At 71.6% G+C, this 18,985-nt stretch carries 21 protein-coding genes; 8 read left to right on the top strand and 13 right to left on the bottom strand.

Translation table 11 applies throughout. The annotated features are described in order from the left end of the window. Positions 1 to 46: 46 nt before the first annotated feature. The 4 genes from ACF089_RS07665 to ACF089_RS07650 form a co-directional block, all read right to left on the bottom strand. Positions 47 to 1,030 carry a dipeptidase gene (locus ACF089_RS07665; protein WP_392023185.1) on the bottom strand — a complete coding sequence of 328 codons (984 nt, stop codon included), beginning with the start codon at positions 1,028 to 1,030 and terminating at the stop codon, positions 47 to 49. A 120-nt stretch (positions 1,031 to 1,150) separates the two neighbouring features. Next, positions 1,151 to 1,873, bottom strand: coding sequence for an aspartate/glutamate racemase family protein (locus ACF089_RS07660; RefSeq protein WP_392023183.1), 723 nt, complete (start codon positions 1,871 to 1,873; stop codon positions 1,151 to 1,153). A gap of 344 nt (positions 1,874 to 2,217) precedes the next feature. Continuing rightward, positions 2,218 to 3,051 (bottom strand): IclR family transcriptional regulator, encoded by an 834-nt coding sequence (locus ACF089_RS07655; protein WP_392023180.1) that lies wholly within the window; start codon positions 3,049 to 3,051, stop codon positions 2,218 to 2,220. Between the two features lie 325 nt (positions 3,052 to 3,376). Further along, the gene (locus ACF089_RS07650) at positions 3,377 to 3,640 is read right to left on the bottom strand and encodes a hypothetical protein (RefSeq protein ID WP_392023178.1); all 264 of its coding nucleotides are present in this window, start codon (positions 3,638 to 3,640) and stop codon (positions 3,377 to 3,379) included. Between the two features lie 236 nt (positions 3,641 to 3,876). Here ACF089_RS07650 and ACF089_RS07645 point away from each other — a divergent pair, with 236 nt between their 5' ends. Continuing rightward, positions 3,877 to 4,458 (top strand): GNAT family N-acetyltransferase, encoded by a 582-nt coding sequence (locus ACF089_RS07645; protein WP_392023176.1) that lies wholly within the window; start codon positions 3,877 to 3,879, stop codon positions 4,456 to 4,458. Positions 4,459 to 4,619: 161 nt separating this feature from the next. On the opposite strand, the gene ACF089_RS07640 is transcribed toward ACF089_RS07645, so the two are convergent. The 5 genes from ACF089_RS07640 to ACF089_RS07620 form a co-directional block, all read right to left on the bottom strand. After that, a complete protein-coding gene (locus ACF089_RS07640) occupies positions 4,620 to 5,204 on the bottom strand; it encodes a hypothetical protein (RefSeq protein ID WP_392023173.1) in 585 nt (194 codons plus the stop codon). A gap of 103 nt (positions 5,205 to 5,307) precedes the next feature. Further along, positions 5,308 to 5,784 carry a papain-like cysteine protease family protein gene (locus ACF089_RS07635; RefSeq protein WP_392023170.1) on the bottom strand — a complete coding sequence of 159 codons (477 nt, stop codon included), beginning with the start codon at positions 5,782 to 5,784 and terminating at the stop codon, positions 5,308 to 5,310. Between the two features lie 266 nt (positions 5,785 to 6,050). Continuing rightward, entirely contained in the window at positions 6,051 to 6,608 is a 558-nt protein-coding gene (locus tag ACF089_RS07630; RefSeq protein WP_392023167.1) for a hypothetical protein, read from the bottom strand. 160 nt (positions 6,609 to 6,768) lie between these two features. Beyond that, the gene (locus tag ACF089_RS07625; RefSeq protein WP_392023165.1) at positions 6,769 to 7,068 is read right to left on the bottom strand and encodes a hypothetical protein; all 300 of its coding nucleotides are present in this window, start codon (positions 7,066 to 7,068) and stop codon (positions 6,769 to 6,771) included. A 285-nt stretch (positions 7,069 to 7,353) separates the two neighbouring features. After that, the gene (locus ACF089_RS07620; protein ID WP_392023163.1) at positions 7,354 to 8,469 is read right to left on the bottom strand and encodes a serine hydrolase domain-containing protein; all 1,116 of its coding nucleotides are present in this window, start codon (positions 8,467 to 8,469) and stop codon (positions 7,354 to 7,356) included. Positions 8,470 to 8,640: 171 nt separating this feature from the next. Here ACF089_RS07620 and ACF089_RS07615 point away from each other — a divergent pair, with 171 nt between their 5' ends. From ACF089_RS07615 to ACF089_RS07605, 3 genes are all read left to right on the top strand, one after another. Next, positions 8,641 to 9,327 (top strand): TetR/AcrR family transcriptional regulator, encoded by a 687-nt coding sequence (locus ACF089_RS07615; RefSeq protein WP_392023160.1) that lies wholly within the window; start codon positions 8,641 to 8,643, stop codon positions 9,325 to 9,327. A 654-nt stretch (positions 9,328 to 9,981) separates the two neighbouring features. Continuing rightward, a complete protein-coding gene (locus ACF089_RS07610) occupies positions 9,982 to 10,434 on the top strand; it encodes a hypothetical protein (RefSeq protein ID WP_392023158.1) in 453 nt (150 codons plus the stop codon). Further along, positions 10,427 to 11,014, top strand: a complete 588-nt coding sequence (locus tag ACF089_RS07605) for a toll/interleukin-1 receptor domain-containing protein (RefSeq protein ID WP_392023156.1) — start codon at positions 10,427 to 10,429, stop codon at positions 11,012 to 11,014. Before ACF089_RS07610 ends, ACF089_RS07605 begins: the two co-directional genes overlap by 8 nt. A gap of 204 nt (positions 11,015 to 11,218) precedes the next feature. Here the strand turns inward: ACF089_RS07605 and ACF089_RS07600 are convergent, their stop codons facing one another. Beyond that, positions 11,219 to 12,169 (bottom strand): alpha/beta fold hydrolase, encoded by a 951-nt coding sequence (locus ACF089_RS07600; protein ID WP_392023153.1) that lies wholly within the window; start codon positions 12,167 to 12,169, stop codon positions 11,219 to 11,221. 194 nt (positions 12,170 to 12,363) lie between these two features. Here ACF089_RS07600 and ACF089_RS07595 point away from each other — a divergent pair, with 194 nt between their 5' ends. Then, on the top strand, positions 12,364 to 13,311 hold the full coding sequence (locus ACF089_RS07595; protein ID WP_392023151.1) for a helix-turn-helix transcriptional regulator: 948 nt from the start codon (positions 12,364 to 12,366) through the stop codon (positions 13,309 to 13,311). Positions 13,312 to 13,619: 308 nt separating this feature from the next. Here the strand turns inward: ACF089_RS07595 and ACF089_RS07590 are convergent, their stop codons facing one another. Then, a complete protein-coding gene (locus ACF089_RS07590; protein ID WP_392023148.1) occupies positions 13,620 to 14,318 on the bottom strand; it encodes an N-acetylmuramoyl-L-alanine amidase in 699 nt (232 codons plus the stop codon). 244 nt (positions 14,319 to 14,562) lie between these two features. Between ACF089_RS07590 and ACF089_RS07585 the strand changes: the two genes are divergently transcribed. Further along, positions 14,563 to 15,327 (top strand): YqjF family protein, encoded by a 765-nt coding sequence (locus tag ACF089_RS07585; RefSeq protein ID WP_392023145.1) that lies wholly within the window; start codon positions 14,563 to 14,565, stop codon positions 15,325 to 15,327. A gap of 84 nt (positions 15,328 to 15,411) precedes the next feature. On the opposite strand, the gene ACF089_RS07580 is transcribed toward ACF089_RS07585, so the two are convergent. Further along, positions 15,412 to 15,909, bottom strand: a complete 498-nt coding sequence (locus ACF089_RS07580; protein ID WP_392023142.1) for a winged helix-turn-helix transcriptional regulator — start codon at positions 15,907 to 15,909, stop codon at positions 15,412 to 15,414. Positions 15,910 to 16,005: 96 nt separating this feature from the next. On the opposite strand from ACF089_RS07580, the gene ACF089_RS07575 reads away from it, so the two are divergent. Beyond that, a complete protein-coding gene (locus ACF089_RS07575; protein ID WP_392023139.1) occupies positions 16,006 to 17,295 on the top strand; it encodes an MFS transporter in 1,290 nt (429 codons plus the stop codon). 170 nt (positions 17,296 to 17,465) lie between these two features. Here ACF089_RS07575 and ACF089_RS07570 read toward each other — a convergent pair whose 3' ends face one another. Further along, the gene (locus ACF089_RS07570; protein ID WP_392023136.1) at positions 17,466 to 18,152 is read right to left on the bottom strand and encodes a TetR/AcrR family transcriptional regulator; all 687 of its coding nucleotides are present in this window, start codon (positions 18,150 to 18,152) and stop codon (positions 17,466 to 17,468) included. 94 nt (positions 18,153 to 18,246) lie between these two features. On the opposite strand from ACF089_RS07570, the gene ACF089_RS07565 reads away from it, so the two are divergent. After that, a complete protein-coding gene (locus tag ACF089_RS07565; protein WP_392023133.1) occupies positions 18,247 to 18,951 on the top strand; it encodes an NAD(P)-dependent oxidoreductase in 705 nt (234 codons plus the stop codon). Positions 18,952 to 18,985 lie beyond the last annotated feature (34 nt).

Genomic DNA, 18,985 nt, shown 5'->3' with positions numbered 1-18,985 from the left:
GCCCACCCCTGTCCCTCTCCACGCCGTCGCGCCGTTGCTCTGGACGTCAGTTCCGCGGACCGGCCGCGAAACCCTCGTCGAACATCCGGAGCCAATTGCCGCCGGATATCCGCTCGACCTCCTGCTCGCTGAATCCGCGGGTGCGCAGCTCCTTCAGCACCGCCGCGTATCCGCTGCCGGCCGCGAACCACTCGGGGAATTCGACGGGCCCGGAGATCGGCACCATGGGCTTGCGGCTCCAGCGGCCCTGACGCCACCAGTGCAGTTCCTCGTCGCCCTGTCCCGCGTAGTAGTCGGAGCCGAGTCCGACATGGTCCACGCCGATCAGATCGGCGGTGTAGGCGACCATGTCGCAGAATTCGCCGACGCTGCACGCGACGCCGTTCGGCGCGATACGCGGGTACATGCTCAGTCCGACCACCCCGCCCTTCTCCGCGGCCTTCTTCAGCACGGTGTCGGACTTGTTGCGGAAGGCGAGTTCGACGTTCTCGCCGACGAACGCGCGGGGGTTGGAGTGGGTGATCGCGACGGGCCGGTCGGACGCCTCCAGGGCTTCGAGGGAGGTGCGTTCATTGCAGTGCGAGATGTCGACGACCATCCCGACCTGGTTCATCTCGCGGATCAGATTGACCCCGTAGGTACGGGAGAGCCCGGCGTCGTCGCCCTCCCAGCAGCCCGCTCCGGCGGAGTTCTGCGTGTTGTAGGTGAGCTGCGCGATCCGCACCCCGGCCTGGTGGAACGCGCCGACCAGATCGAGGTCGTCCTCGAACGGGCTGCTGTTCTGGAATCCGAGGACGACGGCGGTACGGCCGGCTTCCCCGGCGGCGCGGATGTCGTCGCCGGAGCGGCCCTCGCGGAGCAGATCGGCGTTCTCGGTGAGCAGCCGCTGCCAGCGGCCGACCTCACGCATGGTCTCGGTGGAGTCCTCCCAGATCGCGACGGTGGCGTGGACACCGGCGATTCCCGCGGTGTGCCACTCCTCGAATCGTTCCCGGGAGGGCTTGACGAACTGCAGCGCGTCTACGAGCACGGTGATGATTCCTCTGCTGGTGGGAAGGGTCGGACGGCCGGTACGGGTCGGTCGAGCCGAGGGGCGCCGGTACGGGTCGGTCGAGTCGCCGGACGGCCGGCATGGATCGGCGGCCGCGGGTCAGTCGAGCCGGCCCAGCCGGCCGAGCGCCGGGATCTCGTCGCGCAGTCCGAGGTGGCGCAGGGCCTTCCACAGCGACGCCTGATTGCTGGTCACCACCGGCAGCCCGGTGTCCATTTCCAGATAGGGCAGGATCTCGAAGGTCCGGTAGGTGCCGCAGGAGATCAGCAGGGCGTCCACGCCGGGGGCCGCCCGGTGCAGCCGCCGGCCCAGCCGGTACGCGCTGTCCGCGTCGTGGACGCTGGCCTCGTAGGGATCGGTCATCTGGAGGCCCTCCATCACCGGGACCTCGAAGCCGAGCGCCGTGAGATAGACCCGCAGCGCCTCGTTGACCTCGTCGGTGTAGATGCTGCCGACGGCGACCGAGGTCGCCCCGACCGCCCGCAGGGCGTCGACGGTCGCCTGCATCATGGTGATCGCCGGGACGCCGGTCTCGGCGGCGATCTCGGCGGTGACCTTCTCATCGGTTCCGGGTCCCGGGATGAAGGTGCCGGGCGCGCCGCACTGGACGATCAGGTCCACCTTCGCGGTCGCGAGCTGCCGGGAGGCCTCCAGGACCTGGCTCATCATCTCCTTGAGCCCTTCCTCGTCGACGCGCGGGACGATGGTCCGGGCGTCCGCGAAGGCGACTCCGGTGGGGGCCACCGATCGCCACTCCTCCGCCCCTTCGATGGCCGTGGCGGGGCGTATCTGCCCGATTCGTGCACGCCAGCCGAGCAACATAAGGCATTTCTCCTCAACATCGGACTATGGACAGAACTGTCATGCCGCCGGGCATAAGTCCACCCTTGACATGAGGTCTCGGACATGCCCCTCATGCGGTGCCGCTCAGCGGCGATCAACCTCCGGCGGCACGGGGATCAACCCGGGTCCGACCTTTGGGCGAGCAATCTGGGACAGTGGACCAGATCGTGTGGGACAACGTACCGACGGCTTTCGGCCAGGTCAATGGGGTACGTCAAAGCGACCGGCGAGCGGTCCTGCGGCAGGGCAGACGGAAACACCGCACCGGTGTCCGGTGCGGTGGAGGTGTGAGGGCGGGGCGGGGGGGGGCGTCCCCCCGGGCGTCAGGCCGGCTGCCGCCAGCGGACGGCGATCTGTCCGGCCGCCGACACCAGGGCGGGGACGAGGTCCGTCATGCGCTGGTCGCTGAGCCGCGCCTCGGGACCGTAGATGCTCAGGGCGGCGGTGATGCTCCCCTGGACGCCGATGGGCACGGCCACACCGCAGCCGCCGTTGATCCACTCGCCCCGGCTCAGCGCGTAGCCCCGCTCCCTGGCGGCGGCGATACGGGCGGTGATCTCCTGGTGCGCGGCGTCCGGCCCCTCCTGCTCCCGCGCCCGGACCAGCCGTTCGGCCTCCGCCTCGGGCAGCATCGAGAGCAGGACCCGGCCGGTGGCCCCCGAGAACAGCGAGTAGGGCCGGCCGACACCGGTGATCAGCCGCAGCGGCTGGGAGCTCTCGGCCTCGAAGACCGTCACCCGGCGGCCGTCCACGACGGTGGAGACGCACGCGGTCTCCCCGGTCACGGCGGCGATGCGGGTGGTGGCCTCGGCCGCCGCGCCCACCAGATCGCTGTTGGCCGCGTGCTTCCAGGCGAGGGTGAGCGCCGCCGGACCGATCACGTACTTCCGGGAGTGCTCCTCCAGGACGGCGAGCCCGACCCGTTCCAGGGAGGCCAGGATCCGCTGGGTGGAGCTCTTGCTGATCATCAGATCACGGCTCAGTTCCCGGACCCCGCGCGGCCGGTCGGCCTCGGCGATCGCCTTGAGGACGAGCAGGGCGTGATCCACGATCTGTACGGTCGCGCCGCCCGTCGCACCGGCGGCGGCTCCCGCGGGCCGCGGCCCGGTCCCCTCGCGGGCCGTCTCCGCGGGCTCCGAACCTTGCTCGGTCGCCATGGAGACCGGTCCTCTCCCTGTGAACGGCGCGGGCCCGTCGCGGGCCCCGCCCGGCGGAACAGCTCTCCGCCGTCGGACAGTGGTGCACGAAGTGATCAGTCGCGATTATCACACAGCGGTCCCGGACGGCTCACCTCTCCGGCGGCGGACGGCCCACGGCCCTCGGGAGCCCCCGGCTGCGCGCACGAACGTCGGCGGCCGGCGGGACGCGCCGGCGACCGGCGGCCCTTCGGCGGCCCGGGACTCTCGCCGCGAGCACGGCGGACCGGGCCCGGCCTCGGGGGAGTTCGCCCTCCGAGGCCGGGCCCGGCGGGCCCTCGACGGCTCAGCCGACCAGCTCGGCCTTGTTCATCGCCAGTACGGCGTGCCCGGAGGCGGTCCCGGCCGGGGCGTCGTCGGCGGTCTGCGCGGAGGCGCCGATCAGAAAGCCGCCGATGAGGATCGGGGCGACGTCGCTGATCCGCTTGTGGGCCTGCGGGGAGCCCTCCGGGATGATCATCTTGGCGATCTGGCCGGCGGCGCCGATCAGCAGGAGCCCTCCGACGATCAGGGCGGTCAGGGCGGTGAAGCGGCGGCGGCGAGCGGTCATGGCGCACTCCCTGGGAGATGGGGCGGATCCGTCCGCGTCGGCGGCGTGCTCGGGATCGTAAGCCCCGCGCCGCCGCGCACGCCACCCGTTCGGACAAGCGGAACGCGCCCTCCCGGCTCCGCTCCCCCAGCGGCCTCCTCCGTCTCCCGGATTCCCCCTCCGAGCCTCTCGCGGAGCACCGCCCGCGCGGCCGCTCGGCCCCGTCGAGGGCGGGCGCCGCCGCATATGATCGGCCGGTGAACACCCCCGTCGCCCTGCGGGCGGCCGCGACGCCGACCGCTCCCGCTCTCGTCCTCCGCCCCTGGCTCGGCGAGGACGTCACCGCCCTGGTCGAGGCCTGCCGGGATCCCGCGCTGCGTCGCTGGACGAGCCATGTCGTGAACGACGAGGCCGACGGGGAACGGTGGGTGCGCACCCAGCAGCGGGGCTGGGCGGCCGGGGACCGCTTCGCCTTCGCCGTACTGGAGACGCGCCCGGACGGAACGCGTCCGGACGGGGTTCACGAGCGGCTGGTGGGCCACGCGGTCGTCAAGGAAGTGGCCTCCAGGAAGCCGTCGGCCGAGGTGGGCTACTGGACGGCGGCGAACGCTCGCGGGAAGGGAGTCGCTCCCCGCTCCCTTCAGGCTCTCACCGACTGGGCCTTCGACACCTTCGCGGCCGGCGGGCTGGAGCGTCTCGAACTCCTGCATCCGGTGGGCAATCCGGCCTCCTGCCGGGTCGCGCAGAAGAGCCGGTACGGCCTCGACCGCGTCCTGCCCGCCGCGCCGCCCTCCCTGCCCGGCGAAGGCCATTTGCACATCCGGCGCTCGCACGGCTGAGAACGGTCCCCGCCGCTCGCGGGCTCCCGCGCGCGGACGCCGAAGGCGCATCCCCAGGGTCGCCTCTGTCCTGAAATCGTCTGCCTGTCAGCGGCTTCTGGTCCAGACCAGTAGGAGGGTGCGCTTCGGAGCCGGCCGTCCCGACTCCTCCGGGCCCGGGTTCACCCTCCCTCGGCACCGCCGCGTCTCGCCGGCGGAAGGGCCCTGGCCCGGGCGACCAGCTCCGGCAGGATGCTCTCCAGGGGATAGCTGCGCCCGGGCTCCATGCCCTCGGGCGCCGGGGTCGCCGGGAGCAGCCGGTCCTCCCCGGAGGGGGCGTGCAGCCATACGGCGATCAGGTGCAGCGCCGGGACATGGAGCAGGCGCGACTCGGCGTCCGTCGTACCTTCGTTCCGCTCCGCCGCCTCCAGCGCCTCGGTGATGCCGGCGACGAACGGGCCATAGTTCACCTGCGCCAGGACGTCGGAGCCGTCGGGCGTGGTCATGGTGTCGGCGAAGGCGACCGCCCGGCCGTCCAGTTCCACGGTGTACCGCCACAGGACCGGCCGGGCCGCGGACAGCGCGGCGCCGGCCAGCAGGTCGTCGCGGTCGATCTGGTACAGCCTCCGGGGGTGGGTGAGCACGGGTTCGGCGCCCCGTTCGGCCCGCGCGAGGGGCGGGATGGACCCTCCCGCCGCGAGTTCGCGTACGCCGTCGCGCGCGGCGGCCAGGGATGTGGCCGGTGGTTCGGGCGCGTGGAGCGCCATGGGTGCCTCCTCGGGCTGGGTCCTGTCCTGTGGATCGGGCCGGATCCGGCCGGATCAGGGAGCGTCGCGGCACACGGGCCCGGCGGGATCCACAAGGCAGGGTCTAGACCGTGTAGTAGGAGTGGGTCCAGGTGCCCGAGCCCTGGTAGGCGGTTCGCAGGGCGCTGTCGAGATAGGCGGCGGGGCCGTAGATCGGGTCGTCCACGAAGGTCACCGGGGCCTCCTCCGCGTAGCCCGTCACGGTGAGGAAGTGCCCGCTGCCGTCGGTCCACTGGACCCGGAGACAGACCGGGCGGCTGTCGGCGATCTCCGTCACGACGTCGGCGGAGGAGACGGCGAAGCCGAACATCTGGCTGAAGCGGCCCACGATCGACAGCGGGGCGTCGAGCACGCTGGGCACATTGCACGGGTCGCCCGCGGGGGATCCGCAGCAGTCGCCCCGGCCCAGATGGGCGTCGGCCACCGTGCACTGGGTCCAGCCTCCGGCGTTGCCGTAGAAGTCGGCGACGCTGGACGCGACCGCCGCCCAGCACCAGTTGCTCTTGGTCTGCTGCTGCATGGTGAAGGGGAGCATGGTCATCTGTGCCTCCTCGGGCCCGATGGCGGCACGATAGGCACGGGCCGGCGCGGCGCCCGGGAGCCGCTGCCGTGTTCCACACGGATGGCGCTCGCGGAAGGCCGTTCGGCGTAGGGCGGGGCAGGACGAACAGGCGCGTCGCGGGACGGAACAGGCGCGTCGCGGGACGGGACGGGCTCGGGGCAGGACGGGACCGTGCGGCGTTCGCGGCGGGCGCCGCCGGCTCGGGTGTACGGCCGTGTCCCTCGCGCCCCGGCCCCGGAGTCGGGTCAGCTCAGGCCGGTGAGGGCGTCGGAGACCGCCCCGGGCCGTCCGGGCCTCAGCAGCTTCTCGAAGAGGGTGAGGATCAGTTCGTCGGTGTCGTCCAGAGTTCCGTGGTCGTCCCGGTCGACGTCGCCCTCGTGGGCGCGGAGGCCGTGTTTGACGAAGGACGCGATCCGGGTGCCGTCCCGGGTCGCCTCGGCGCGCTGTCCTCCGGTGTGGAGGAGTTCATAGCCCCGGCCGTGGACGAGGGCGCGACCGGTCTTGTCACGGCGGCGGCCGTCGGCGGAGCCGTCGCTGACGAAGGCCCGCTCGTCGTGCGGGTGCAGCATGATCGGGACGGGTCGGCGGGAGGGCAGCGACGGCCCGTTCGTCTCGAAGGACCGGGCCACGACCGCGTTCTGCCGCTTGGCGAACCAGCCGGTGAAGTGCTGCACGGGCTCCGTGGCGACGGTCGCCCTGACCCGTCCCGCCGGGTCGATCACCTCGACACGGGTGCGCGCCTCGTCGGCCTCGACGCGCCAGCCGCCGTGGGTGGGCCTGCGCCAGAGGGGGATGTCCGTCATGGTCACAGCCTCTCAGACGGCCGGGACGCGTTGATCACGAGGTCGGCGCGGCCGTGGACCGCGCCTGCGGGGCGGGTCTCCCCCGACGGTTCCCCGGCCGACCGGCGCGTTCCGTCCGCCGCCGGTGGACGGCGGACGGAACGCACCGAACTCATTCGGCTCAGGGGGCTTCGACGATGGAGATGCTCGCTCCCCACAGACTGCCGAGCGCGCCGGGGGCGAGGACGGCGGTCTCCGAGCCGGTGCAGTCGTCGGTGGCGAAGACCACCGCGGTGCCCGTGGTCTGGTTGATGACGTCCAGGAAGTCCGGAACGTCGCTGATCTTCAGACAGCCGGACGGATTCGGGTGCACCTCGTCGCCGACGATGAGGAAGCCCTCGGCGGCGGCCGCGGGCACCGCCGCCATCAGCAGGAAGGCGGAGGCCAGGGCCCCCAGCAGGGGCATCGCACGCCTGGTCATGGATCGATCTCGCTTTCTGTCGTCGCCGGAGGCGGCGGGCCGCCGTCTCCGGCGGGCAAACGACCGTCAGCGGTTCAGGCAACGGGATGCGGCCGTGACGCGGACGAAACCCACGGAAAGAATGCATTCCCTGCGCCGTGCGGCGGCGTTCGGGGCCCGCGCCGTCCGCTCTCCCGGCGGAACGACGGAACGACGGCACCACGGCCCGGACGAGAAGGCCGCCCGCGGATTCCCGCTCCTGGCGCGGGCCGAACGGCGCGGACGGCCTCTCCCCCACGGCCTCGGTCAGCCGTGCGTCGCCACGCGGTACAGAGCCGCCAGCGCGTCGTCGATGGGATGGGGCCGCGGCCTGCCGGCGGAGTCGAGGCTGTTCCATCTCTGCAGGTTCACCGCGACGGCCAGCCGCCGGCCGTCGGCGCGGGCCATGGCCAGCGTGCCGCCGCCCCAGACCGTGCCGCCGTGGCCCCAGAAGTCGCCCTGGCCGGGCCCCTCCATCGGGTGCAGTCCGAGGCCGTACTCGATCGTCCTTCCCTCCTGGGAGACGACCGGGACAGTACGCCGCATCTCCGCCAGCGACGACGCCCCGACGATCTCCCCGGCCAGCAGCATGCCGTAGAAACGGTTCAGGTCCGTGACGGTCGATATCAGCGAGGCCGCCGCCCTCACCCAGGACATGTCGTAGACGCTGTAGTCGCGCGGCGGGTCGATCATGCCGAACCACGCCTCGTAGATCCGTGAGTGCGGCCCCTCCACGTACGGACCCGCGGGGAATCCGGTGTCCGTGAGCCCGGCGCGCTCGATGACGTTCCGGGTGATGTACCGCTCGGCCGTGGTGCCGGTCACCCGGTCCAGGAGTGCGCCGAGGAGCAGATAGTTGGTGTTGGAGTACACCCCCGGCGTACCGCCCGGAGCGCCGACGGCGGGCGCGGTCGTCCCCATCCCGATCAGTTCGGCGGGTTCGAACCGTGTGAGCCGGTTGTCGTCGAGGCTCTGGGGTCCGGTGTCCGCGAGGGCGGGGAACGCCTTGAGGGAGGGATAGGCGTACGGGAAGTACTCGGCGAGACCGCTGGTGTGGTTGATCAGCATCCGGACCGTGATCGCGTCACCGCGTTCCCCCGGGACAAGCTCCGGGAGGTAGCGGCCGATCGGTGTGTCGAGACCGATCCGGCCGCTCTCGACCTGTTGCAGGACCGCGGCGGCGGTGAAGGTCTTGGTGACGCTGCCGACGCGGTGCCGCATGCCGGCGGTGACCGGTCGGCCGGTGGCGACGTCGGCGACCCCGGCGGCGCCGCGCCAGACCCGGTCGCCGTCGCACACCTCGGCGAACAGACCCGGAATACCGGCGCGGCGGACGTTCTCGACGGCGGCGTCGAGCGCCGCGAAATCCAGTGAGTTCTCCACGTCATGCGTCCTTTCGTGTTCCCCGGGGCGCGCTCCACAGCGGCCGCCCGGCCCGGACAGCAGGGCAGGAGCGGCGTGACGCCCCGCCCGGCACACCCATGCCTCCATTATGCACGCAGTGCGTGCAACAGCGAGTGCACAGATAGGCTGGGATCCGGCGAGAGGAGCGGAATGGCAGGCCGAAGGCGTTGGTCGACCGAAGAGATCCTGGATACGGCGGCGGAGCTGCTGCGCACGAGCGAAGCGGATTCGTTCAGCGTGCGCAAGCTCGCCGCGGTCCTCGGGACCGATTCCTCCAGTCTCTACCGGCACTTCCGCAGCAAGACCGAACTGCTGCGCGCGGTCGCCGACCGGATCCTGCTGGCCGCGATGGACGGCTACCGCCCCGAGGGCGACTGGAAGCAGCGCGTCATGACCCTGGCCCTGTGCATGAGAGAGGCCTTCGGACAGCAGCCCCAGCTCGCCGCGGTCTGGGGGCGCTACGCGTCGAGCGGCACCGGATCCCGGCTGGCCATGGAGGAGGTGCTGCAGGCGCTGCGCGCGTCGGGACTGCCCGACGAGGAGATCCCGGCGCGCTACCACCGGCTCGCGGTTCTCATCGCCGCGCTGATCGCCTCCGAGGCCGGGGCCGGCACCCTCACTCCCGAAGACCACGAACAGGGCAGGGAACTGTTCCGCGTCGCGGTACTCGGCGCGGATCCCGAACGCTTTCCGGCCCTGGCCCACTTCGCCCGCGACGTCCGCCCCCTCGGGGTGGAGCGCCGCGCCGCCTTCGAAGAGATTCTCGCCGCCCAACTCGCCCACATCGAGGCCTCGGTCAGCCCGGGCCGGGCCGTTCCTCGCGGATCATCCCGCTGACCGGACGCGGACGGCGGCGGGGCAGAGCCCTGCGCGGCGGGTGGTGACGGTGTTGTGGCCTCGGGCGGCCGGGCCGCTGTCGCAGCCTCTCCGTCGAAGGCGGGCGGACGGCCGAAGAAACGCTTGACCGGCGGACCGGGAGGCACGACCGCCCGGATCCCGCGGCGGCGCGGATCGCGGCGGACGGCGGTCGCGTCCCCGGCGCGCCCGCGAAAAGAGCCGCGTGCGCCGCCGCGAACACCATCGGCACGCCCCGTTCGGAGCCCCCGAGCATGGATTCTGTGCCGCCCGGTGACCGGACCGGTCGTCAGGGCCGCCCGTCCATCGGCGAACTTGTCGAGCTTCAGGGCCTCCGCCCGATGGGGATTCGGCTCGGAATCCGGCGCCGTCGCCGGCCTTCGGCGGGAACGGAAAGGCCGACCCGGGCCCGCCGGCGGATCTCCGCATTACAGCCGACAAACACCCCCCGCACCGCGGAACTTTCTCCTCCGCCGAAGACGCCCGCGCGTATCGCGGTCGCGACGACCGACGACCTCCCCGGCGTCCCAAGATCTGTATCCACCCCTTCTGTGAATGTCCCCCCATAGCGTCGGATACCGGGGATTAAGGATCAAGCCAACCGGCAAGAACGAGACACGACAAGGGGGAGGAACCATGGATCACAAGAACGCGTACGACATGTCGGTCGAAGCCCGCCTCGCCGACGGCGGACATGTCCGTCTGCATATCGCGGCCGGCCACGCCCTCGTGCGCGCGGACGGCACCATCGTGCAGTTCAGCCTGGCCAGAGCCGACGGCTCCGCCGCGGGGAACTACATATTCGACGAGCACGAAACGGACTTCTACGACCGGGCGGAGAGCATCGCCAAGATCTGCCTCAGGTACGGACTCACTCTGGCCGAGGGTAAGTATCTGGTCAGGAGGGGCCTGACCAGGCCCGAGCATTTCGCGCAGTACGTCACGACTCACGAACTCAACACCACGGTCGTGGAGGCACTGGCCAGTTGGGCCCGGAAGTGGTTCAACCACGACGACCACGGCTACTACGACATGGCGGGCCTGGATCTCGTCTTCCTCGGCGTCCTCAAGGAGCCGCACGGTGGATGACATCTTCGTCTCCTACACCGAGGAGGACTCCGACTGGGCGACCTGGATCGGCGAAGTCGTGGAAGCGGCCGGCCGGACGTGCGTCCTCCAGGAATGGGATTCCCTGCCGGGTCGGAACTTCGTCCTCTGGATCGATGAGCAGTTGTCCCGTGCGCGCTGGGTCATGCCCCTCTACTCCCCCGCCTACTTCACATCGAAGTGGTGCACGACGGAGTGGACATCGGCGATGGCCCGCACGGAGCTTCTGCCCGTCATGGTCAAGTCCTGCACCGTTCCCGCGGTGCTCTCCGCCATCACCTACGCGAACATCTCCGCGGCGGACGAGGGGACCGCACGCGACAACCTCATCTACGCCGTCCGGGCCCAACCCCGGCCCAGAAGGTCGAGAGCCGGGTTCCCCGGACGGAAGTCTCAGCCCCGTCAGGATCCCGACGAGAAGGCCGTCGTGGGGACCCGGTGGACCAGAATCGCCGGAGCCCTCGCCGTGGGCACAACACTGCCCGAGGTGCGGAAGGCGGCCATCGCCGCCGTTACGCACGCGGATGACGACGACTTCGACGACTTCGGCGATGCCGACTGAGACCTCCGGAGAGTGACCGGCCCGCGCACCCGGCCCGGGCCGGCCGCGATGCCCTCCGGCTCCGTCCGCGGCTCTCCGCCCCGGTCCGAAGGCTCATCGCCGGACGCCGCCACTCACCCGCCCAGCCCTCTGTCCGCTCCCGGAAGCGGGCCGGGCCGTACGGCGGCCGGCCCTGCCTGCGGCCGTCCCGGGATCATTCAGCGGTCAGCCTCGGGTGGCATCCTGCTGTTCCAGCCATGTCGTGATCACCTGGTTTGTTTCTTCCGGCTTTTCCTGCTGGATCCAATGGCCGCAATCCAGATTCACCACTTCCACACGGGGCACGAACTCCGCCAGCCTCTCGGACTTCCGAACGGCATCCCGGTCGCCGTAGATCATGAGCGCGGGCTGCTGGACGATCGGGTCCACGTCCGCCAGCAAACGCCAGTTGCGGTCGAGGTTCCTGTACCAGTTCACACTGCCCGTGAACCCTGTCGATTCGAAGGAGGAGACGAGAACGGCCAGTTCGCCGTCGCTCATGACGGGATCACCGAGGGGCGTTTCCGCTCTGGCGAGATCGATCAGCGCCATACCCGGACGCGGCTCCCCGGGGGGCTCGTTCTTCCGGTACATGTTGCGAAGGAACCGGAAGGTGTTCTCTTCGAACACGGCGTCCGCGACGCCTGGCTGCCGATTGAAGTGGACGAAATAGAAGTCGCCGCCGAGCACGTCTTCCATGACCTCGATCCAGGGCCTTTCTCCGCGCTCCTGGTAGGGCAGGCTCAGGTTGATCACTTTGTCGACACGGTCGGGATGCAGCAGGGCCAGTCCCCAGACGACCATCGCACCCCAGTCATGACCGACGAAGGCGGCGTCCTCGTACCCGTAGTGATCGAGGAGTGCGACGAGATCACCCGCCAGGTGTTCAAGGTCGTATTCCGTCACTTCGGCCGGTCGGGATGAATTGCCGTAGCCCCGCTGGTTGGGGACGATGACGTGGTAGCCCGCCGCGGCAAGGGCGGGCATCTGACGACGCCAGGAGAAGGCGTGCTCCGGCCAGCCGTGACAGAGCACGATGGGCTTCCCGGCATTCTGCCGACCCGCTTCGAAGACCTCCAGTTCGACACCGTTGACGGAGACAAGGGTGGGCTCGGGGAAATCTGCTGGATCGTACATCGCGATTCCTCACTTTCTCTTCGGAGTGATCGGGCTCAGGCGACGAAGGTCCCGACGACGGCGTCGGCGCACCCCCGACAGACCGAGGGCCGGTGCGGTCGTGGGCAGTGGGACTCGCCGCTGAGGTGATGTCGCCATCCTGCCGACGAAAACCGGTCACCCCATGACCGGTTTGATGTGAAAGTGTCGTCGGTATGCGAACCGACCGGCTGGTGGCCGTCCTCCTTCTGCTGCAGCGGCGTGAGCAGGTGACAGCGGCGGAGGTCGCGCGCGAGCTGGAGATCTCCGAGCGCACCGCCCGCCGTGACCTCGACGCCCTGGCCATGGCCGGGGTGCCGGTGTACTCCACGCAGGGGCGGGGCGGCGGCTGGCGGCTCGTGGGCGGCGCGCGCACCGATCTGTCCGGGTTGACCGCGGGTGAGGCCCGCGCCCTGTTCCTGGTCGCCGGGCAGGCCTCGGCCGCGACGCCGGCCGTGAGAGCGGCTCTGCGCAAACTCGTCCATGCCCTGCCGGAGCCCTTCCGGGAGCAGGCCGAGGCGGCGGCGTCGTCGTTGGTCATGGACCCGCGGCGATGGGGGGTGAGCCGGGTCGAGCACCGGCCGCCTCGTTTCCTCGGCGAACTCCAGGACGCGGTGATCCGCGGCGTCCAGGTCCGGCTCGGCTACGTCGACCGCGAAGGCGCCGAAACGAAGAGAACCGTCCACCCGTTGGGCATCGTCGCCAAAGGTCCGTCGTGGTATCTCGTCTCCCACACCGAGGCCGGCCGGCGGACCTTCCGGATCGACCGGGTGTCGTCGGCCGACCCGACCGGCGATCCCGTGCACCGGCCCGAGGACTTCGACCTGGCCGAGAGCTGGCGCGAGATCGCCGACGAGGTCGACCGCAGACGAACGCCCCTCTCGATCCAGGCGGTGTGCGTGCCCCACGGGATGGGCCTGCTCCGGATGGCGCTCGGCGTTCGGCTCGAAGTGGGAGGTTCCGCGCCCGACGGCCGCATCGAGGTCGTGATCCGCGGCCACGACGAGTACATGCTCGCCGGCGAGCTTGCCGGGCTGGTCGAATGGCTCGAGGTGACTGGCCCTCCGGAGGTGCGAGACCGTCTGGCCTCGATCGGCGACGCGCTCGTCGAGCGATACGGCTGAGACCGTCCCCGGGGGCGAAACGCGGCTCCTGGAGTCGCGGATCGGATCGGTCCGGATCCGGGAACGGCATCCGCTGCATCGCCCGCGCATGTCGAAGGCCCCGGTCTCCTGACGGAGGCCGGGGCCTTGATCGAGCGCTGGGCAGGCCTCGCACCTGCATCCCCCCACGGGAAGTGGGGTGTCTTTCCTTGGACCACCAACGCCGGTCCCACCGCCGTGAACCACGGCCGCGAGCACATGATCACTATATCGCAGGAACGGAGTGCCCCGGCGAACCCGCCCCCGGTGACGCATCGCTCGCCCGACGCTCAGGACGGCGTGCTCTCCCAGGACCGCCGTACGCGGCGCATCACCTCCTCGCGCTGGTTCGCCCGTACCGTCCCGGGGCACGCGTGGCCGCCCCAGGCGGCCTGGCCCATGGAGTGGGTGCCCAGGCCCCTGCCCTTCGGGGAGTCCGTCACCTCAAGGGGCCAGTCGTGTTCACGGGCGCCCCAGGAGTAGACGTGCGCGACGGCGTCGATCTGGGCCGGGGTGAGCGGTTTGCCGTAGAAGCCCGAGGTCTCTATCGACACCCACGCGGCATTGCCCGCGCGCTGTGTCCAGGCGCGGTCGTGGACCGATACGTACTGCTCGATCTCACCCGCCTGGGACACCCAGAAATGGGCCGAACTCCGCGTCGCGGGGTTGGAGAACCGCTCGAACAGCGATCCTTCGCCCTCCTGCACATGCAGGATCAGCCCCCGCTGCCCCTCCCGTTCGCCCGGGCTGAAGTTCTCGTCGATCTGTTTCCTGACGACGCCGTCCATCCAGCCGGGGGGCGGGGAGACGGAGGAGGGCGACGCGACCCGGGGCCGCTGGGGGACGGCGCGGATCTCCGGACCGGCCGGGGGCGAGGGCGCGCTCCACTCGTCGCGGAGGAGGACGGCCGCCGACGCCGGGGCGAGGAGAAGCCCTCCCCCGAGGGCGAACAGACGACGCCGGTTCGGTCGCCGATGCTTCCGCGTCACCGATGCCTCCGCGTCGGCGCGCCGGGGGACGCAGGGCTGTTGCAGCGAGTGTCCATGCCGAACAACGTGGCCCGCGAATGTGATCGTCACCGCATGGCAATGTGATGAGACGGCAACAGCGTGCCGGAGAGACCCTTACGGCCGCGTCACGCACCGCGCGACGCACGGCGGTACCCCCCGATGCGGTACGGCCGGACCCGCACCCTCGCACGGGCGGTCCGGGCCGCTCTGTGATGCTGACGCCATGTCGACCGCCGAGCGCCGCCCCGTCCCCGTCAGCCCGGACGCCCCGTCGGCGATAGCGAGTCCGTTGCTCACCCAGTGGTGGCTGGATCTCGCCTTCGTCCACTGGCCCGTGGACCCTGACCTGGTGGCCGGGCTGCTGCCGGCCGGAACCGTTCCCGACACCCTCCACGGGACCACGTACGTCGGTCTGGTGGCCTTCCGGATGCACCGGGTCGGCTGGTTCCGGCTGCCCGGGGTCCCCTACTTCGGCGCGTTCCCGGAGACCAACGTACGTCTGTACTCGGTCGACGCCCACGGCCGGCGCGGGGTGGTGTTCCGGTCGATGGACGCCTCCCGGCTGCTGCCGGTGGTCATGGGCCGGGCCGGTTTCCGGCTGCCGTACCTGTGGTCCAGGATGGCCGTCCGCTCCGAGGGCGACATCGTCGTCTACACCAGCTCCCGGCGCTGGCCCGGGCCGCGCGGCGCGAGCAGCCGGATCGTGCTGCGCAAGGGCGGGCGGGTGACGGAGCCGACCGAGCTGGAGCATTTTCTGACCGCCCGGTGGGGGATGCACAACGCGTTCCCCGGCGGGGTGGCCTATCTGCCCAACGACCATCCGCGCTGGCCGCTGTACCGGGCCGAACTCGTCGAGTGCCAGGAGGGGCTGGTGGCGGCCGCGGGGCTGCCCGAGCAGCGGGGAGAGCCGGTCAGCGTGCTGTACTCGCCGGGGGTGCCGGTCCGGCTGGGCGCACCCGCGCGCCCGCGCGGGGTCCGGGGCCGGTGAGCCGCCGGCCGTGATCCGTTCCGGAGGCGTCGGGGCGTGCGCGCCGGACGGCTCGTGCGCGGCGGGCCGCCCACTCCCCCGCCGTCAGATTCCGGTATCGGTACCGGATGCGGTTCCGGTTCCGGCTCCGGTTCCGGCGGAGATCTTGTGGACGGTGGTGTCGTCCGGGTCCAGCCGCCGCCCGTCGGCCGATCGGACCTCGAGCGGGCGCAGACGGCGTCCCTGCCGGCGGTCGACCAGCTCCGAGTGCGGTTCGCCGGGGGCGAAGAAGTTCTGTTCGCCCCACTGCCGCAGCGCCACGATGACGGGGAAGAGGGCTCGGCCGGCCGGCGTCAGCACGTACTCGCGGTAGGCGCTGCCGTCGGAGGCGGGGACGGATTCCAGCACGCCGCCCTCGACCAGGGCGCGCAGGCGCGCGGCGAGGATGTTCTTGGCGACGCCCAGGCCGCGCTGGAACTCCCCGAAGCGGCGGCTGCCGTCGAAGGCGTCCCGCACGATCAGCAGCGACCACCAGTCGCCGATCGCGTCGACCGATCGCGCGACGGGACAGTCGCTTTCGTCGAAGCGCGTCCTCTTCACCATGTCGTTCTCCACTCTCCATCTGGTTGCAACATGCTACCAAACTGACTACCGTCCAGCTGGTAGCAAGATGCAACCAGATGAGGGAAGGGGAGCTGCATGACCGGCGACACCGACGAGGACGCGATACCGCGGACCGGGGAGCGGAGCGGAGGTACGAGCCCGTACGTCCTGTCCCGCGGGGCGGTCGCGCTGTTCGCCGTCGCCGGTGGAACGGCGGTGGCCAACGTCTACTTCGCGCAGCCGCTCCTGGTGACCATGGGCCGCGAACTCGCCATGAGCCCGGCGCTCGTCGGGAGCGTCGTCACCCTCACCCACATCGGGTACGGGCTGGGGCTCCTCCTCCTCGTACCGCTGGGCGACGTGACCGACCGCAGACGGCTCATCGTGATCCAGCTGCTTCTTTTGGCGGCGGCGCTGACGGCGGTCGCCGCCGCCCGCACCCCGGCGGCCCTCCTCGCGGGGACGGCCGCGGTGGGGCTGCTCGCCGTGGTGACGCAGACGCTGGTCGTCTTCGCCGCCTCACTGGCCCCGCCCGACCGGCGCGGACGGGTCGTCGGCCTGGTGACCGGCGGTGTGGTCATCGGGATCCTGCTCGCCCGCACCGTGTCCGGGCTCATGGCCGACCTCGCGGGCTGGCGCTCCGTGTACGCCGCGTCGGCGGCGGTGATCGCGCTGCTCGCCCTGGTCCTGCACCGGGCGCTGCCGCGGCACGGCGATGTCACGACGCCCGCGCCGCGCTACGGACGGCTGTTGCGCTCCACGGTCACCCTCTTCGCGACCGAGCGGCTTCTGCGGCTGCGGGCCCTGTTCGGACTGCTGATCTTCGCCGCGTTCAGCACCCTGTGGAGCGTGGTCGCGCTGCCGCTCAGCGAGGCCCCGTACTCCCTCTCCCACACCGCGATCGGCGCGTTCGGGCTGATCGGAGCGGCGGGCGCGCTCGCGGCGACCGTGGCGGGCCGTCTGAACGACCGCGGGCTCTCCCACCGGACCACCGGCGCCGGGCTGGCGCTGCTCGCCGTCTCCTGGCTGCCCCTGGCCTTCACCCGCAGCTCGCTCTGGGCGCTGGTCGTCGGCGTGATCGTCCTCGACCTCGCCGTACAGGCGGTCCATGTCACCAACCAGAGCCTGATCTACGCGCTCCACCCCCGGGCGGGCGGCCGGCTGATCGGCGGGTACATGCTCTTCTACGCGATCGGCAGCGCCGCGGGCGCCATCGCATCGACCGCCCTCTACGCGGCGGCAGGCTGGGGCGCGGTCTGTGCGCTGGGCGCGGGGATCAGCTGCCTCGCGCTCCTGCTGTGGGCGCTCACGCGGCACAGCGTCCCGGGCCCGGCCGGCAGCCTCGCCGGCAGTGCTTCCGGCGGCGCCGCCGGTCCCGCGGGCTGAGCCCGGCGCCGCGTCGGCCGCGCCCTTCGGCGTGCCCGGCCGACCGCGCCGCCCGCGCCCCGGACCGGACGGATCACGGGCGGCGCGGCGTCACAGCGGTGCGGCCACCGGCCCTTACGCGCGGGCGCGTTCACCGGCTCGTCCGAGCCGGACCTCCGCGCGGCGTCCGGTCAGCGGCTCTGGTGGGCCTCGTCGGGGCGGAGGGCGTCGAGGATGAGGGAGAGGCCGAACGCGAACTCGTGGCCGGGGTCGTATCCGGGGCGAAGGGCGTGCTCGGTGATCAGCTCCGCGAGGTGCGGGTGGGTGCCGGCCGGAGCCTCACGCAGGATCCCGCCCGCCACGTCGTCGAGTTCGCCCTCGCCGGCGAAGGGCAGGCTCAGCTCCTGGAGGACGAACCCGTACACATAGCTGTCGATCACCGAGACGGCGTGCGCGGTCATCGCGACGGAGAAGCCTCCGGCCCGCAAGGCCCCCAGGACGGCGTCGTGGTGACGCAGCGTCGCCGGGCCGGGCCGGCCCCGGGAGTCCATCAGGCCGACGGCCCACGGGTGGCCGCGGAGCGCCGCGCGCGCCGATCCGGCGCGGTCGCGCATGGCCGTCTTCCAGTCCGCCGCCGGGGACGGCAGCTCGATCTCGCCGAACACCGCGTCGACCATCCCGTCGAGGAGGTCCTCCCGGCCGCGCACATGGTTGTAGAGCGACATCGCCTCCACGCCCAGCCCGGCGGCGAGCGCCCGCATGGTGACCCCGGCGGCGCCCTTCTCGTCGGCCAGCGCGACCGCGGCGGTGACCACCCGTTCCCGACTGAGCGGCGCTCTCCCGGATTTCGCGCGCCGACCGGCGCCGTGCTCGCTCATGGGACCCCTCCGCCGCGGCCTTGTCCGACGTACGGTGTAAGTATATCGTTACTTACACTGTAAGTTCGCTGTCGGACGAAAGCAGGGCTGAGCGATGGGCACGGAGCGGATACGGAAGGTCTGCGTCATCGGCGCTTCCGGAAAGCTGGGGCAGTACATGGTCCGGCAGGCGCTGGACCGGGGCCACGAGGTCGTCGGCGTCTGCCGCGAGCGCAGCGTCGGCAAGCTCGCCGCGCTCGCGGACCGGATCACGATCGTCCCCGGGCCCACGAACGACCGGGAGGTGATCGGGCGAGCCGTCGCCGGGTGCGACGGCGTGCTGACCGTGCTCGTCCCCTGGGGGGTGCGGCAGTACTCGTCGGGCACCGCGCAGGCGGTGCTCGATCTCGCGGACCCCGGCGCGCGCCTGGTCTTCTCCTGCGGCTGGCACGTCCCCCGGGACGATCAGGACAGGTACTCCTGGAAGTTCAGGGCCTCCGCCCGCGTCGCCGCCCGGGTGGGCCGCGCCCTGCGCGTCATCGACATCGACGACCAGGTGGAGGCGTCACGCCGGATCTTCGCCAGCGACCGGCGGTGGACGGTGGTCCGGGGCAGCGACCTGGAGGAGGGCCCGAGCCAGGGACTTCCCCTGTGGAGCCGTCATGTGGGCGCGCCGCTGCTCGCGAGCAATCTGACCCGGCGCGTGGACTACGCCCTGTTCATGGTCGAGGCGCTCACCGACGACGCGCTTCTTCACGAGGCCCCGGCGATCGTCGGACGCCTCACTCCCAGCGCGCTCGCCCACGCGGGCGACCGCTGACGCCCGATCCCCCTGTGCGGCGAAGGACGGGACA

Origin of the sequence: Streptomyces sp. NPDC014894, assembly GCF_043080985.1 — a bacterium.
Lineage (GTDB): Bacteria > Actinomycetota > Actinomycetes > Streptomycetales > Streptomycetaceae > Streptomyces.
The sequence above is the reverse complement of the archived record's forward strand: the minus strand, read 5'-3'. Positions and strand labels throughout refer to the sequence as shown.